Annotated in this window: 12 protein-coding genes and 1 riboswitch; of the genes, 6 read left to right on the forward strand and 6 right to left on the reverse strand. The window is 69.9% G+C overall.

The window, feature by feature from the left end; all coding sequences use genetic code 11:
- Positions 1-664: esterase/lipase family protein (locus G5C60_RS43500; RefSeq protein ID WP_165268515.1), on the forward strand; the 664-nt coding region annotated here is incomplete at its 5' end.
- A gap of 297 nt (positions 665-961) precedes the next feature.
- A complete protein-coding gene (locus G5C60_RS43505) occupies positions 962-2587 on the forward strand; it encodes a peptidoglycan DD-metalloendopeptidase family protein (protein ID WP_165268517.1) in 1626 nt (541 codons plus the stop codon).
- Positions 2588-2640: 53 nt separating this feature from the next.
- On the opposite strand, the gene pcrA is transcribed toward G5C60_RS43505, so the two are convergent.
- Both pcrA and G5C60_RS43515 read right to left on the reverse strand, forming a co-directional pair.
- A complete protein-coding gene (gene pcrA, locus G5C60_RS43510) occupies positions 2641-5103 on the reverse strand; it encodes a DNA helicase PcrA (protein WP_165268519.1) in 2463 nt (820 codons plus the stop codon).
- Between the two features lie 91 nt (positions 5104-5194).
- Positions 5195-6283: a ScyD/ScyE family protein gene (locus G5C60_RS43515; protein ID WP_165268521.1), complete on the reverse strand. Its 1089-nt coding sequence runs from the start codon at positions 6281-6283 to the stop codon at positions 5195-5197.
- Between the two features lie 261 nt (positions 6284-6544).
- Positions 6545-6716, forward strand: a riboswitch (cyclic di-AMP (ydaO/yuaA leader).
- Positions 6717-6723: 7 nt separating this feature from the next.
- On the opposite strand from G5C60_RS43515, the gene G5C60_RS43520 reads away from it, so the two are divergent.
- On the forward strand, positions 6724-7884 hold the full coding sequence (locus tag G5C60_RS43520; protein ID WP_165268523.1) for an NlpC/P60 family protein: 1161 nt from the start codon (positions 6724-6726) through the stop codon (positions 7882-7884).
- 94 nt (positions 7885-7978) lie between these two features.
- Here the strand turns inward: G5C60_RS43520 and G5C60_RS43525 are convergent, their stop codons facing one another.
- Positions 7979-8332 (reverse strand): hypothetical protein, encoded by a 354-nt coding sequence (locus tag G5C60_RS43525; protein ID WP_165268525.1) that lies wholly within the window; start codon positions 8330-8332, stop codon positions 7979-7981.
- A gap of 438 nt (positions 8333-8770) precedes the next feature.
- On the opposite strand from G5C60_RS43525, the gene G5C60_RS43530 reads away from it, so the two are divergent.
- Positions 8771-9835, forward strand: a complete 1065-nt coding sequence (locus G5C60_RS43530; RefSeq protein WP_165268527.1) for an NlpC/P60 family protein — start codon at positions 8771-8773, stop codon at positions 9833-9835.
- 38 nt (positions 9836-9873) lie between these two features.
- Here the strand turns inward: G5C60_RS43530 and G5C60_RS43535 are convergent, their stop codons facing one another.
- Together G5C60_RS43535 and G5C60_RS43540 are read right to left on the reverse strand one after the other, a co-directional pair.
- Positions 9874-10614 (reverse strand): LuxR C-terminal-related transcriptional regulator, encoded by a 741-nt coding sequence (locus tag G5C60_RS43535; RefSeq protein ID WP_165268529.1) that lies wholly within the window; start codon positions 10612-10614, stop codon positions 9874-9876.
- A complete protein-coding gene (locus tag G5C60_RS43540) occupies positions 10611-11894 on the reverse strand; it encodes an ATP-binding protein (RefSeq protein ID WP_165268531.1) in 1284 nt (427 codons plus the stop codon). Before G5C60_RS43540 ends, G5C60_RS43535 begins: the two co-directional genes overlap by 4 nt.
- 179 nt (positions 11895-12073) lie before the next feature.
- Between G5C60_RS43540 and G5C60_RS43545 the strand changes: the two genes are divergently transcribed.
- Together G5C60_RS43545 and G5C60_RS43550 are read left to right on the forward strand one after the other, a co-directional pair.
- Positions 12074-13555 (forward strand): PspC domain-containing protein, encoded by a 1482-nt coding sequence (locus G5C60_RS43545; protein ID WP_165268533.1) that lies wholly within the window; start codon positions 12074-12076, stop codon positions 13553-13555.
- Positions 13542-13784: a hypothetical protein gene (locus G5C60_RS43550; protein ID WP_165268535.1), complete on the forward strand. Its 243-nt coding sequence runs from the start codon at positions 13542-13544 to the stop codon at positions 13782-13784. Before G5C60_RS43545 ends, G5C60_RS43550 begins: the two co-directional genes overlap by 14 nt.
- A 184-nt stretch (positions 13785-13968) precedes the next feature.
- Here the strand turns inward: G5C60_RS43550 and G5C60_RS43555 are convergent, their stop codons facing one another.
- Positions 13969-14499, reverse strand: a complete 531-nt coding sequence (locus tag G5C60_RS43555) for a DoxX family protein (RefSeq protein WP_165268537.1) — start codon at positions 14497-14499, stop codon at positions 13969-13971.
- Positions 14500-14742: the final 243 nt, after the last annotated feature.

A 14742-nucleotide genomic window follows, 5' to 3' on the forward strand; every position in this document is an offset into this window, starting at 1 on the left:
CCGCCTGCCCACCCACCCCAAACCACCGGTCGTCCTGCTGCACGGATTCATAGACAACCGCTCGGTGTTCGTGCTGCTGCGCCGCTCCCTGGCCCAGCACGGCAGGCAACAGATCGAGTCGCTCAACTACTCCCCCCTGACCTGCGACATACGTGCCGCGGCCGAGCTGCTCGGCAGGCACATCGAGGAGATCTGCGAGCGCACCGGTCAGCAGGAGGTGGACATCGTCGGCCACAGCCTCGGCGGACTGATCGCGCGTTATTACGTGCAGCGTCTGGGCGGCGACGTCCGCGTACGGACGCTTGTGACATTGGGCACACCGCACTCGGGCACCCGTGTCGCACCGCTGATGAACGCGCATCCGATCGTGCGGCAGATGCGGCCCGGCTCCACCGTCCTCGAGGAACTGCGCGAGCCCGCACCGGTCTGCCGGACCCGTTTCGTGAGTTTCTGGAGCGACCTCGACCAGTTGATGGACCCGTTGGAGACCGCCTGTGTCGAGCACCCCGACCTGCTCGCGCACAACGTACGGGTGAGCGGGATCGGTCATCTCGCCCTGCCCGTACACCCGGCCGTCGCGGCCGGCATACGGCAGGCACTCGACATGGAGGCGGCAGAGGGAGCCCGCGCCACCGCCCGCACCGGCGGACTGACCGTGGCCTGACCGAGTAACGGGTATCCGAGGTAACGGGTATCCGAGTAGCCGAGTTCCGACCCCGGGGCGTCGCCAGACGCCTTCGCGCCCCCGCTTCCTCGAAACACCCGCCTCGAAACACCCCCACCCCTCGAACATTCATCGAACACAAGGCCAAAGCCGCGCCCGCCGTCCGCCGAAAGACGGCCGAATGCCCGTTTCCTGCGCGGGGGAAAATGGCCGAAGATTGTCGCGCCCGTCTACCGCCGGGTACAGTCACCGCACTGCTCTGCCAGCGCCCCTGTCGTCGAGGCGAAAGAGAAGTTGGTGAACGACCGTCACCCGTCGGGGACCGCATCGCCCTCGGCTCCGGCTCCCGAAGCCGCCTCGACGCCCTTCGCGTCGTACGGCCCCCAGGGAGTCCAGTACGGCGACTTCACCACGTATGACGGATACTCCGCCACTGGTTTTGAGGCGGCGCCCACCGGCATCTACGACACGACGGGCGGCTACGCGACGGGGGCCTTCGAGCCCACGACGACCTTCGAGTCCGATCCCCTCTTCGGCGACCTGCCGGGCAGCGGCGGCACGAGTTCGTACGACGCGTGGTCCACCGGTGGTAACCAGGCGCTGAACTACGACCCGTACGCGGCCCAGCACCACGCCGCGTACGACACCGGCGGCCATGACGCGACCGGCATCTGGACGGACACCGCCGGTCACCAGCGGCTCGCCGGGATCCCGGCGCAGTCCACGGGCCCCGACCCCACCGGTCAGTGGGACGCGAACGCCTGGCTTCAGGCCGAACCGTTGGGCCAGGCCCAGCAGTGGAACACGCAGACCTACGACTCGGGCGCGTACGACGCGACGGCGTGGAACTCGGACGGCGGCGACCAGCACGAGTCATACGACCCACACGATTCGTATGACCCGAACGATTCGTATGACCAGCAGGAGCCGTACGACCAGCAGGCCACAGCGATCTTCGAACAGGTCACGTACGAAGAACACGCCGAGCACGAGCACGAGCACGAAGAACCGGCTGTCATAGAGGGCGAGTTCACCCCCTCCGACGACCCGGACACCGGCAGCGGCAGCGGCAGCGGCAGCGGCAGCGGCAGCCACGATGAGCCCCCACTCCTCGACGCCGCCGCCCCCGTCACCAGCGTTCCCGGCCCCCGCTCGGGGTCACGCACCGCATCCCGTGCGGCCTCCCGCTCCCGCCGCCGCACCCCGCCCAAACGTTCCGCGCTGCTGACGGTCGCCGTGCCCTCCGCGTGTGTGATGGGTGTCGCCGGGATCGCGGCCGCGTCCGTGGGCAGCGGAAGCGGGAACGAGTCCAACGAGACGACGGCCGCCGCCCCCGACACGAGCGCCGTGAAGCCGGCGGCCGCCAACAACAAGCTGGACACCCAGCTCGAAAGCCTGACCGCGGACGCGGACGACTTCGCCGACCGGGCGAGCCGTACGCAGGAACGTATCGATCTCAAGGCCCAGCAGCTGGCCGAGAAGAAGAGGGCGGCGGCTGAGGCAGCCCGCAAGGAGCGGCTGCGTCCCAAGTTCGCCCTGCCGGTCAAGGATGAGGGGCTCAGCGCCTACTTCGGCCAGGCCGGTATCAACTGGATGTCCGTGCACACCGGTATCGACTTCCCCGTCTCGTACGGCACGCCGGTGCTGGCCGCGACCGACGGGGTCATCCGTACGGAGTGGAACAGCGCGTACGGAAACATGGTGGTCCTCACCGCGAAGGACGGCACGGAGACCTGGTACTGCCACCTCGCCAGCTACGGGGTCGCCTCGGGCGCCTCCGTGAAGGCCGGCGATCAGATCGCGTACTCCGGCAACTCCGGCAACTCGACCGGACCGCACCTCCACTTCGAGGTCCACCCGGGCGGCGGCGACGCGATCGACCCCCTGCCGTGGCTGCGCAGCCACGGCCTCGACCCGACGTAACCGAACCGCCCCGCCGCTCAACCACCAGGCCCCGCCCACCGAAGCCCGTGGGGCTACAGCTTCTCCACCGGCGCATACCGCAGCAGCAACCGCTTCGGCTTGGTGTCCCCGAAGTCGATCGTCGCCTCCGCGTTCGACCCCGTGCCCTTGACGCCGACCACCGTGCCGAGCCCGAACTGGTCGTGTGTGACCCGGTCCCCCACCGCCAGCGACACCACAGGCCTCTCCGTGGCCCCGCCCCGCCGCGTCGCGAAGCCGGACGCGCCCGAGGCCGCCGAGCGGGAGCGGGAGGAGGACAGGGACGCCGCCACGCCCGCGGCCGGGCCGGAGGCCACCGCTCCCATGGACCCCGTCCGCTTCCACTGCAGATGTGTGTCGGGGATCTCCTCCAGGAAGCGGGACGGCGGATTGTACGAGGGCTGTCCCCAGGCGCTGCGCATCGACGACCGCGTCAGATACAGCCGCTCACGCGCGCGCGTGATGCCGACGTACGCGAGCCGCCGCTCCTCCTCCAGCTCCTTGGTCTGGCCGAGGGCGCGCATGTGCGGGAAGACGCCGTCCTCCATGCCGGTCAGGAACACCACGGGGAATTCGAGGCCCTTGGCGGTGTGGAGGGTCATAAGCGTTATGACGCCTGAACCCTCCTCTTCCTCATCGGGGATCTGGTCGGAGTCGGCGACGAGTGCCACCTGCTCCAGGAAGTCGGACAGCGTGCCCGCCTCGCCCTCCCCGCGCTCCTGCTCGAACTCCAGGGCCACGGCGGCGAGTTCCTGGAGGTTCTCGATACGGGTCTCGTCCTGCGGGTCCGTGGACGCCTGGAGTTCGGCCAGGTAACCGGTGCGTTCGAGCACGGCCTCCAGGACCGTGGCCGGGCCCGCGCCCGACTCGACGATGGTCCGCAGGTCCTCCATCAGCGTGTTGAACCGCTTGACGGCGTTCGTGGAGCGGGCCGCCATGCCGTACGCCTCGTCGACGCGGCGCAGCGCCTGGGTGAAGCTGATCTTCTCGCGCGACGCGAGCGCGTCGATCATCGCCTCGGCGCGGTCGCCGATGCCGCGCTTGGGAACGTTGAGAATCCGCCTCAGCGGTACGGAGTCCTCCGGGTTGGCCAGGACCCTCAAGTACGCGAGGACGTCCCGGACTTCCTTGCGCTCGTAGAAGCGGACGCCGCCGACGACCTTGTAGGGCAGGCCGACGCGGATGAAGACCTCTTCGAAGACACGGGACTGCGCGTTCGTACGGTAGAAGACGGCGACGTCGCCCGCCTTCGCCTCGCCCGAGTCCGTCAGCCGGTCGATCTCGTCGGCGACGAACTGCGCCTCGTCGTGCTCCGTGTCGGCGACGTAGCCGGTGATCTGCGCACCCGCGCCCGCGTTGGTCCACAGGTTCTTGGGGCGCCGGCTTTCGTTGCGCTCGATGACGGCGTTGGCGGCGCTCAGGATCGTCTGTGTGGAGCGGTAGTTCTGCTCCAGGAGGATCGTCGTCGCGTCCGGGTAGTCCTCCTCGAACTGGAGGATGTTGCGGATGGTCGCGCCGCGGAAGGCGTAGATGGACTGGTCGGCGTCACCGACGACGCACAGCTCGCCAGGGGCCTGGTCCTCCCCGGAGGGGCCCACCAGCTCCCGTACGAGGGCGTACTGGGCGTGGTTCGTGTCCTGGTATTCGTCCACGAGGACGTGGCGGAAGCGGCGGCGGTAGTGCTCGGCGACGTCCGGGAACGCGCGCAGGAGGTTGACCGTCGTCATGATCAGGTCGTCGAAGTCGAGGGCGTTCGCCTCGCGCAGCCGCGACTGGTAGAGCGCGTACGCCTGGGCGAGGGTCTTCTCGAAGCCGTCGGTCGCCTGGCCCGCGAAGTCCTCCTCGTCGATCAGCTCGTTCTTCAGGTTCGAGATCTTGGCGCTGAAGGACTTGGGCGGGAAGCGCTTCGGGTCGAGGTCCAGGTCGCGGCAGACAAGGGCCATGAGGCGTTTCGAGTCGGCGGCGTCGTAGATCGAGAACGAGGATGTGAAGCCGAGCCTCTTCGACTCTCTGCGCAGGATGCGGACGCAGGCGCTGTGGAAGGTCATCACCCACATCGCGTTCGCGCGCGGGCCGACGAGGTGCTCGACTCGCTCCTTCATCTCGCCCGCGGCCTTGTTGGTGAAGGTGATCGCGAGGATCTGGCCGGGGTGCACACCGCGCTCGGCCAGCAGATACGCGATCCGGTGCGTGAGCACACGGGTCTTGCCGGAGCCGGCGCCGGCCACGATGAGCAGGGGGGAGCCGGAGTGCACGACCGCCGCGCGCTGGTTGTCGTTCAGCCCGTCCAGGAGCGCGGCCGCGTCCACGTGCGGGCGCGGGGCGCCGTCGCGGTAGTACGCATCTCTGTCGGGCGGCACGTCGAACTTCCCGCCGAACAGATCGTCCGGAACCGGCTCCGGTACGTGATCGTCCTCGGGCGGCGGCGGGGGCTCTTCCTCGTGGGCCCGCGAGGGCTTGAGGTCCGCCAGGAAGCTGTCATCAAAGAGGCTGCTCATCGCTCTCCGAGTCTAGGCCGCCCCACTGACAGCCCGCCGCCGCCCCGGAAACTCCGCCCGTACGAGTACCTGGAAGCTTCCCGGAAGGTCCCTAGAAGCCGAGGATCTTCCAGAGCTGGCCGCCCGGAGTCCTCTTGCCTTCCAGCGCCGTCCCGTCACGGTCGGCGACGGACCAGGCCGAGACGTACACCTTCCCGTCGTACGGATCCACCGCCACGCCCGCCGGGAAGGGCACCTTCACGCTCGTACGCTTGCCGTGCGCGACCTTGGTGACGCGGCCCGCGAAGAGCTCGCTGACGTACAGGTCGCCCTTGCCGTTGACGGCGATCCCGTTGATCGAGCCGAAGCCGCCCTTCCAGCCGAGGATCTTCCCGGTGCGGGGGTCGACCCGCCAGACGCGGGCGGTCGGTTTCGCGGCCTCGCCGTTCAGCTCGCCGACGTAGAGCTTGCCGTCGGGGCCGAGGGCGAGGGAGGTGGGCACGGACTCGTTCCTGTCGTGGTCGGGGAAGACGGTGAAGGGGCGGGCCTTGCCGTTCGGGGAGACGGCCACCAGATCGTTCCCGGCCGCGTCGGCGACGATCTTGCGGCCGTCGGGGAGCGCGAGCACCGCGTACGGATTGGATTCGAGGTTGGCCTTGTGCGGGTTGTACTTGAACTCGACGGCGGACACGTCGGCCGCGATCCTGGCCTTGCCGTGGCCGATGTTCAGCAGCTTGCCGAGGGTGTTCCAGGGCTTGCCCTTGGGGACGCCGGCCTCCGGCGGGGCCCAGGTCTCGACGCCCCACACGCTGCCGTTCAGGGCCGAGACGCCGTCGAGACCGGTCGCGAAGCCGCCGTCCTTGCCCGCCGCCGACGGCAGCCCGTCGACGACCCGGTGGTGGCGCCACTTTCCGCCGTCCCAGAAGACCTTGGTGACGGCGGCCGTGGTGCCGATGCACTGAATCTCTTCGGGGCTGCCGCCGCCGAGGCAGGTCTTTCCGCCTCGGCCGGCTTCGGCGACGTATACACGTCCGTGGTCGTAGGAGAGCTGCCGCGGATTGTCGAGGCCGGTCGCGATCACCCGGATCACGGGCTTCCCGGAGCTGTCGGCGCTCGCGGGAGCGACACCCGCCGTCACGGCGAGTGCGACCCCGGTGGCCGCGGCGAGGGCGAACCGTCCTTTGGGCGCTGTACGTACCATGCGAACCCCCTGAGTCCGAGCACCGGCACCAGGCCTTCCCGAGCCGGGCCGGCTTGACCCTAGCGCCAGAAAACGGGCGGACTCCGTAACTCCGGACAACCAACCCCAGATCCTTCCGTATTGGTCTCGCAGAGCGACGCTTGAGGCTAAGGTCACGAAAACGTATCGGGCATTTCGCTCATCAACCTTCACAAGAGCCACACGAGTTGGCTAGCTTTCGCGGTGGGCCGCTCGACCCCCACCGGCGAACGTCGCCGGGCCGTGCGGCCTCCGCCGAGTCCGGTACGCCCTCGTGGCCGCCCGGAGCCGGGGACCCACCGACCTTGGGGTGAATCGGTCCAACTCCCGCGAGGGATACGGACCGTAGGGCAAACCTTCCGAAGCACAGGCCCGAACCCGACAGCTAACTCGGTAGGCGGATGACGGAAGGAGTCGCCTTCGTGGCGCCACACCGCAAATCGCGGCCCCCCAGTCCCATGGGGATACGCACCCCTGCCCTGGCCACCGCCGCTCTCACATCGGTGGCTCTTCTCGGGCAGTCGGCGAACGCCTCGCCCTCCGCCGAACCGAGGCCGAGCCTCGACGAAGTCCAGAAGAAGGTCGACGACCTCTACCAGCAGGCGGAGACGGCCACCGAGAAGTACAACGGCGCCAAGGAGAAGACCTCCAAGCAGCGCAAGCGCGTCGACACCCTCCAGGACGACCTGGCCAAGCGCACGCAGAAGCTCAACGACGCGCGCGAGGAACTCGGTACGTTCGCCGCCGCGCAGTACCGCACGGGCGCCGCCGCCCCTGACACCGCGTCCCTGCTGCTCGCGGACAACCCGCAGGACTACTTCGACCAGAACCAGCTGATGGACCGGCTGACGAGCCGCCAGCAGCAGGCCGTCGACGACTACGCGACGCAGCAGTCCGAGATAACGCAGAAGCGCCAGGAGGCGTCCGAGAGCCTTCAGACGCTCAGCAAGACGCAGAACACCCTGAAGACGTCCAAGGCGGACGTCCAGCGGAAGCTCGCCGAGGCACGCCAGTTGCTCTCACGGCTGACCACCGAGGAGAAGGCGCGGCTCGCGGCGATCGAGAAGGAGAAGCAGGAGGAGGCCCGGCGCAAGGCCGAGGAACTGGCTCGGCAGCAGGCCGCCGCGGAGGAGAGGCAGCGCCAGGAGCAGCAGGCCCAGCAAAGCGCGGGGACCTCCACCGGCTCCGGGACCTCGACCGGCACGGGCAGCAGCGCGGGAACCAGCACCTCCACCGCCAAGGGCGAGAAGGCGATCGCCTTCGCCCGCTCCCAGACCGGCAAGCCGTACGTCTGGGGCGCCACCGGCCCCGACTCATACGACTGCTCCGGACTCACCCAGGCCGCCTGGAAGGCCGCCGGCGTCACCCTCCCCCGCACCACCTGGGACCAGGTCAAGGTCGGCACGACGGTCTCGATCGCCAACGCCCAGCCCGGCGATCTCGTGTTCTTCTACGACGACATCAGCCACGTCGGCCTCTACCTGGGCGACGGCATGATGATCCACGCCCCGAAGCCGGGTGCGTACGTCCGCGAGGAGTCGATCTACTACATGCCGATCCACAGCGTGGTCCGCCCGGCATAGCGTGGCCCGCCCGGCGTGAGGCACGCGCGCGTGGACCCCTTTTTGGGGTGCACGCGCGCGTAGGCCTCGTTCAGAGGCCCTCGGGCAAGCTTTCTCAGGTCCAGAGGACCGCGATGAAAATGTTCGCGGTGGTCAGCCCGCCCACCACCCCGAACAGCTCCTTCTCCACCTTCTCCTCGTCCCGCTTCACATACACGAGCCCAAGAATCACGATCAGCAGTGCCAGCTTCACGCCGATCTTGATGTTGTTGACCGTCTGGTCGTCGGCCTGGTTGAGGCCCACCAGGATCACGCCCGTGACGAGCATGGTCAGGGCGCCGTGGAGCATCGCGGGGCTGAAGCGGGCCGTTCCCTCGCTCATCGCCTTCATCTGGGTGAGGAAGCCGCCGAGGAGTGCGGCGATACCGATGATGTGCAGGGCGACGAAGAGATGGATGAGTACGTCCATGAGGCCGGAGCCTAGCCGGGGCCTCCGGCACGGCCTCACACCGCCCCACAGCCCTTGACGGGATCCCGTACGGCCCCTTTGGCGGGCCCTTGGCGGGAGAGTCCGTACGGACCTGCGGTGCCCATAGCACCGCCGCACCGCCCGCTCCCCCACAACTCCCGCATCGGTCACCGTGCCGCGTGAAGTCGGTGGCGACGGGCGGGGATCACGGTCGCATACGGTCACTGCGCGGCGCAGTCCCGCCAGTTCCGTACATGGCGTTACCAAGCCCGCACGCTCAGGTTTAGCGTCCTTCCTCAGGTGACCGGCTCCCTACCGCCGCCCAGGACCAGGGGCGGCCGCCGGACATCACCGCCGAGAAGGTCCGGCGGCGGCCCGCTCCCCCTGTGCGGGCCGCCGCCGGACGCGTAACCCCCTTCGGGAAGGAAGTGTGTCCAGGTGGCAGCGCACCGCAAGCCAAGACAGCGCTCACTCGGCGGTCTCGGTGGCAATACGGCCCGCACAGCCTTCACGGTCGCGCTCGCGGGCGCGGCGAGCGCCACCTCCTTCGAGGGAGCGGGGCACGCCGAGCCCCAACTGACGCCGGATCAGGTGAGGGCGAAGGTCGACAAGTTGTACCAGGAGGCGGAGATCGCCACCGAGAAGTACAACGGCGCCAAGGAGAAGGCCGAGAAGGCGGAGGGCCGACTCGACTCCCTGCAGGACGAGGCCGCACGCAGGACGGAACGGCTCAACTCCGAGCGGGACGCGCTGGGTTCGGTGGCCACCGCGCAGTACCGGGACGGGGGCCTCGACTCTGCGCTGCGGCTCATCCTCTCGTCGGATCCCGACCGGTACCTGGACGAGGCCGCGTTCGCCGAACGCGCCGGAAGCCGGCAGGCCTCGACCGTCTCGCGCGTACGCGGCCAACTGCGCGAGATCGAGCGGCTGCGCGGGGCCGCCCAGGTCGAGCTGACCTCGCTCAAGTCCCAGCAGGCGCAGCTGAAGCGGCACAAGAACACGGTCACCGGGAAGCTGGGCGAGGCCCGGCGGCTGCTGTCCCGGCTGACGGACGAAGAGCGGGCGCGGATCGGTGCGGACGACGCCGCCACGGCGCGCGCCGCACGCTCCGCCTCGGCCCCACGGGACCTGGGCTCGACTGCCGGGGCTCCCAACTCCCGTGCCGCTGCGGCGATTTCGTACGCGTACGAGAAGCTCGGCAGTCCGTACGTCTGGGGCGCCACCGGTCCTGACGCCTTCGACTGCTCAGGTCTCATGCAGGCCGCGTACCGCTCCGCCGGGATCTCCCTGCCCCGGACCACGTATGCCCAGATCGACGCCGGGGAGCGCGTCTCGCGCTCCGAACTCCGCCCAGGGGATCTGGTGTTCTTCTACTCGAGCGTCAGCCACGTGGGCCTCTACGTGGGCAATGGGCAGATGATCCACGCGCCCAATTCTTCGGCGCCGGTGCGGGTGGCTCCGCTGGACGAGATGCCGTTCGCAGGGGCGACTCGGGTGGCCTGAGCCGGCCCGACAGTCAAGGTCAGACCAGCCGGGCGAGGTCAGACCAGCCGTCGTGCCGTAGCCCACCGCGTCAGCTCGTGCCGGTTGGAGAGCTGGAGCTTGCGAAGCACCGCCGAGACATGGGACTCGACCGTCTTCACCGAGATGAACAGCTGCTTGGCGATCTCCTTGTAGGCGTAGCCGCGGGCGATGAGGCGCAGGACCTCGCGCTCGCGCTGGGTGAGACGGTCGAGGTCCTCGTCGACGGGCGGGGCGTCGGTGGAGGCGAAGGCGTCGAGGACGAAGCCGGCCAGGCGCGGGGAGAAGACCGCGTCGCCGTCCTGGACGCGGAAGATGGAGTCGACGAGGTCCGTGCCGGTGATGGTCTTCGTCACGTAGCCCCGGGCGCCGCCCCTGATCACGCCGATGACGTCCTCCGCCGCGTCCGACACGGACAGCGCGAGGAAACGGACCGGCTGTTCGGCGTCGGCCATCAACGGGGCGCAGCGGCGCAGGACTTCGACCCCGCCGCCGCCCGGCAGGTGCACGTCCAGGAGGACTACCTCGGGCCGGGTCGACGTGATGACCGAGACCGCCTGGTCGACGTCGGCGGCCTCCCCGACCACCTCGACACCTGTCCTCTCGGTCTGCCCGATCTCCGCCTGGACCCCCGTACGGAACATGCGATGGTCGTCGACGAGGACCACCCGCACCCGACGCTCGCCCGCCCCGCCGGCCGGCGTACCGCCGACAGGCTCGGCCGGCTCCACCGGCTCGCTCGCCCCGATCGCGTCGCTCATGTCTCCGCCCTCTCCATCTCCAGCTCGACCTCCGTGCCGCCGTCCGGCACGGCGCGCAGTCGGGCCGTACCGCCGTTGCGCTCCATGCGACCGATGATCGATTCTCTGACGCCCATGCGGTCGGCGGGTATCGCGTCCAGGTCGAAGCCGGGGCCGCGGTCCCTGACGGACACGAAGACCGCCTTGCCCTCGACTTCGGCGTAGACCTGCACTGCGCCACCCTCGCCACCGTACTTGGCCGCGTTCACCATCGCTTCCCTCGCGGCCTGCATCTGGGCCCCGATTCTCTCGTCGAGCGGGCAGTCGCCGACGACGACGACCTCTATGGGGACGCCGTGTTTGTCCTCCACCTCCGCCGCACTGCGCCGGACCGCCTCGGCAAGGGTGTCCGGCTCGTCGGCCTCGTCCTTCCCGGTGCCCTCCGGCTTGTAGAGCCAGGCGCGCAGGTCACGCTCCTGGGCGCGGGCGAGGCGGCGCACCTCGCCCGCGTTCTCCGCGTTCCGCTGTATCAGCGTCAGGGTGTGCAGTACCGAGTCGTGGACGTGGGCGGCCACCTCTGCCCGCTCCTGGGCACGGATACGCATCAGGCGCTCCTCGGAGAGGTCCTGGGTCATGCGTACGAGATAGGGGCCGGCGAGCAGCGCTATGCCGACGAGGACCGCGAGCGCCGCCTGCAGCACCGAGCCGAGGTGGGCGGCGGAGCCCTGGAGGACGAATATCCCGGAGACGCCCACGGTCACCAGCAGGACTCCGGCCGCGGAGCGGGCCAGTGTGAGGGTGCGCCGGTGGCGGCCGACCTCCATCCAGCGGGCCCGCCGCGCGTTGTCCGCCTGGCGCCAGACGAGCGCCACGCCCGCGCCGACGAGGACGACGGGCCAGAGATACGCCTTGGCCCCGCCGCTCAGGTCCACATTGCCGACGAAGACCATGGCGACCACGACCATCGCGAGCAGTGCGACGATCTGGCCCTTGTCCGGCTTGCGGGCGACGAGTCTGCGACGGCCGTCGGGGGAGGTCTCGGTGGCGATGGCCGGAGGCCGTCCGGTGTCCACGCCTCCGACGCCGAGTGGCACGAAGAACCAGAACGCGGCATACAGCAAGGCCCCGAGGCCTTCGCCCATGAACAGGCCGACGAAGACGAGCCGCACCCAGATCACGGGCAGCCCGAGATGCCCGGCGAGCCCCCGCGCCACGCCACCGAGCCAGCGTCCGTCGCTGCTGCGGTAGAGCTTGCGCGGCGGCCGCGGGTCCTCGACGGACACAGCTGCGACTTCCGGCATGCCATCGATGTTCACACGCCGGGCATGCCCGGTCATCAGGGTCGACCCCCGAGACTCCCCTGATCTTCGAAGCCGGGGGCGCCTCGGGGATCAAGGATCGAGGCGTCGGGGGCGATTTCAGGGTTCGGCCAGGGTCGTCCCGACTGCCGCCGGGCCGCCGCGGCCGTCACCATGGACACATGACAGATCACCAGCACGCCGCGACGGGTCCGGGACCCGGCTCCGGCCCGGGCCCCGGCGAGGCCCCGGCCGCCGGGCCGCGGGACGCGGTGCCCGCCGCCGACGCCTCGGCCTCCGCGGGCGTCTCGGGTGCCGCGGGCGCCTCGGGTGCCGCCGCGGGTGCCGCGAGTAAGGAACCGCGCGCGCACGGGGATCCGGCCATGTCCGGGGGTCCGGCCGTGCCCGAGGTCCCGCACAAGTTCCGGCGCGACCGGCGGCACAAGATGCTGGGCGGCGTGTGCGCGGGGCTCGGGCGGCAGTGCGACATGGATCCGGTGATCTTCCGCATCGTGCTCGCGGTGCTCTCGGCGACCGGCGGCATCGGCCTCATCTTCTACGGCTTCGTCTGGCTGTTCGTCGCGTACGAGGACGAGGACGAGAACGAGCTGCGCAAGCTGCTCACCGGCCGCGTGGACGGCCAGGCGCTGACGGCCGTGCTCTTCGCGCTGGTCGGCTGCGGGGTGTTCCTGTCGATGCTGGGCAACGGCGGGGTGCTCACCTTCGCCGCGACGCTCGCGCTGCTCCTCGCGGGCGCCGGGTACTGGTCACGGCAGCGCGGCGCCCCCGGACCCGACCCGCTCGCCGCGCAGGCGGTGGCCGACGCGCCGCCGGAGGCGCAGGCACCGCCCGTCCCCGCCTCCTTCTCCTCCTGGTGGCGCGAGCCCATCGTCAAGGACGGCACCCACGTGGGCGGCACGGGTTATCTATGGGGCCCAGGAGACACGCGAGACCGCGACATCGCCGCGGCGGTCAACATCGCGCAGGGCAACTACCGCCCGGACATACGGACGCGCGCGCCGAAACCTCGCGGCCCCCGCTGGATCGGCGGCTGGGTGTTCCTGCTCGCCCTGCTGGCGGGCACGCTCGGCACCGGCACGACCTGGGACGACAACGCGCTGGGCACCAGCCTCCAGACCGGTCTTGCCTGCGCGCTGATCGTGTTCGGCGCCGGCATCGCGGTCAGTGCGTTCCTGGGGCGTACGGGGGCGGGGTCGATCTTCCTCGCGATCGTCACCGCGGGGCTGCTGGCCTGCTCGGCGGCGCTGCCGAAGGACATCAGCACGCACTGGGTGCGCATGGACTGGACACCGGCCGCGGTGGCGGACGTACGGCCGACGTACGAACTCGGCACCGGCGTCGGCACACTGGATCTGACCCGGATAGACCTCGCCAAGGGCCAGACCGTGACGACGAGCGTCGAGGTCGGGGTGGGCCGCATCAAGGTCGTCGTGCCCGAGGACGCGACCGTGAAGCTGGACGTCGAGGTGGGCGTCGGCGACATCCAGTTCCCCGGCGACGGCAAACAGGACGTGGACGTGGCCCCGGACAAATACGAGCAACGAACCCTCAAGCCCACCGGCAACACCAAGAACGGCGGCACGCTCGACCTCACCCTCGAAGTCGGCGTCGGACAGGCGGAGGTGTCCCGTGCTACGTCATGACTTCCAGCCCGGCCGACTGATAGCGGGCGTCGTCCTCACGCTCAACGGCATCATCTACGCCGGCGACGCAGGCGGCCTCTGGGACACCCCTTGGTTCGCGGTGATCCCTCTGGTCATCGGCGGCCTCTTCCTGGCGGCGGCAGCGGGCACGGTGACGCACGCGATACGCCACCGCCGCAAGAGCCGCGCTTCCCAGGAGGCTTACCGGGAGACGCCCACGCACGGCTGAGCGGCTTGGTTAAGCCCGGTGCGGTACCGCGCCCCGCAAGGGGCGCGGGGCAGTGTCAATTTGCGGCTCCGCCGCGATGGGGGTCCCCCCGCTCGAGCGCAGCCGAGGGTGGGGGAGCGACCAGCCACGACGAACCCGCAGCTTCGAACCGCGCCCCCAGCGAACCGCGCCCCCTGCGGAGCGCTCAGTACGCCCCGGCTCGCTGCCTTCGGCGTGAGCGCAGCATCGAGTCGATCGAGAAGACCGACGCTCCGGCGAGTACGAGCGGGAGCCAGGCCATCAGGTAGGGGAGGTCGTTGCCGTAGTAGTACGGGTCCGAGGCCCAGCTCACGGTCAGCCAGAGGCTGAGGGAGATCAGGGCGCCGCCGAACGCGGCGAGACGGGCGAAGAGGCCGATCAGGGTACCGAGGCCGACGGCGAGCTCGCCGAAGGCGATGGCGTAGGCGAAGCCGACGGGGTTCTTGAGCGACAGGTCGACGAGGGCCGGGATGGCCGACGAGTCGCGCACCGTACGCATCATGTCGCCGATCGAACCGGAACCGGCCTCCGACATGAACGCGCTGTCTGTGAGTTTGTCGATCCCCGCGTAGATGAAGGTCACGCCGAGGAAGACGCGCAGGGGCAGCAGGGCGTACCGCGTGGCGGTGTCCCGCCAGTCCCGGCCTCCGCCGTCCAGGTAACCGGAGTGCGTGTCCATCCGCATACCGTGAGCCATCGCCCTCCGCCACCTCTCACCGACTCGCCGACAGTTCACCCCTCAACAGACCATACGTACGGTTGCCTCAGGCGGCTCAAGCAAGGAGCGACTTTTTAGCGCAAAGGTTTCGCCTCCGGCGGTTGGGCGAGGGGCCTACGGAGGCGGTCGGTTGGGTTTGGGGGCGGCTGCCGGTTCGTAGTGGCTTGTCGCGCAGTTCCCCGCGCCCCTGAAGGGCGCGGCAGGCGCCGACCGCCCCCACCC

The organism is Streptomyces scabichelini, from assembly GCF_011045015.1.
GTDB classification, from domain to species: domain Bacteria; phylum Actinomycetota; class Actinomycetes; order Streptomycetales; family Streptomycetaceae; genus Streptomyces; species Streptomyces scabichelini.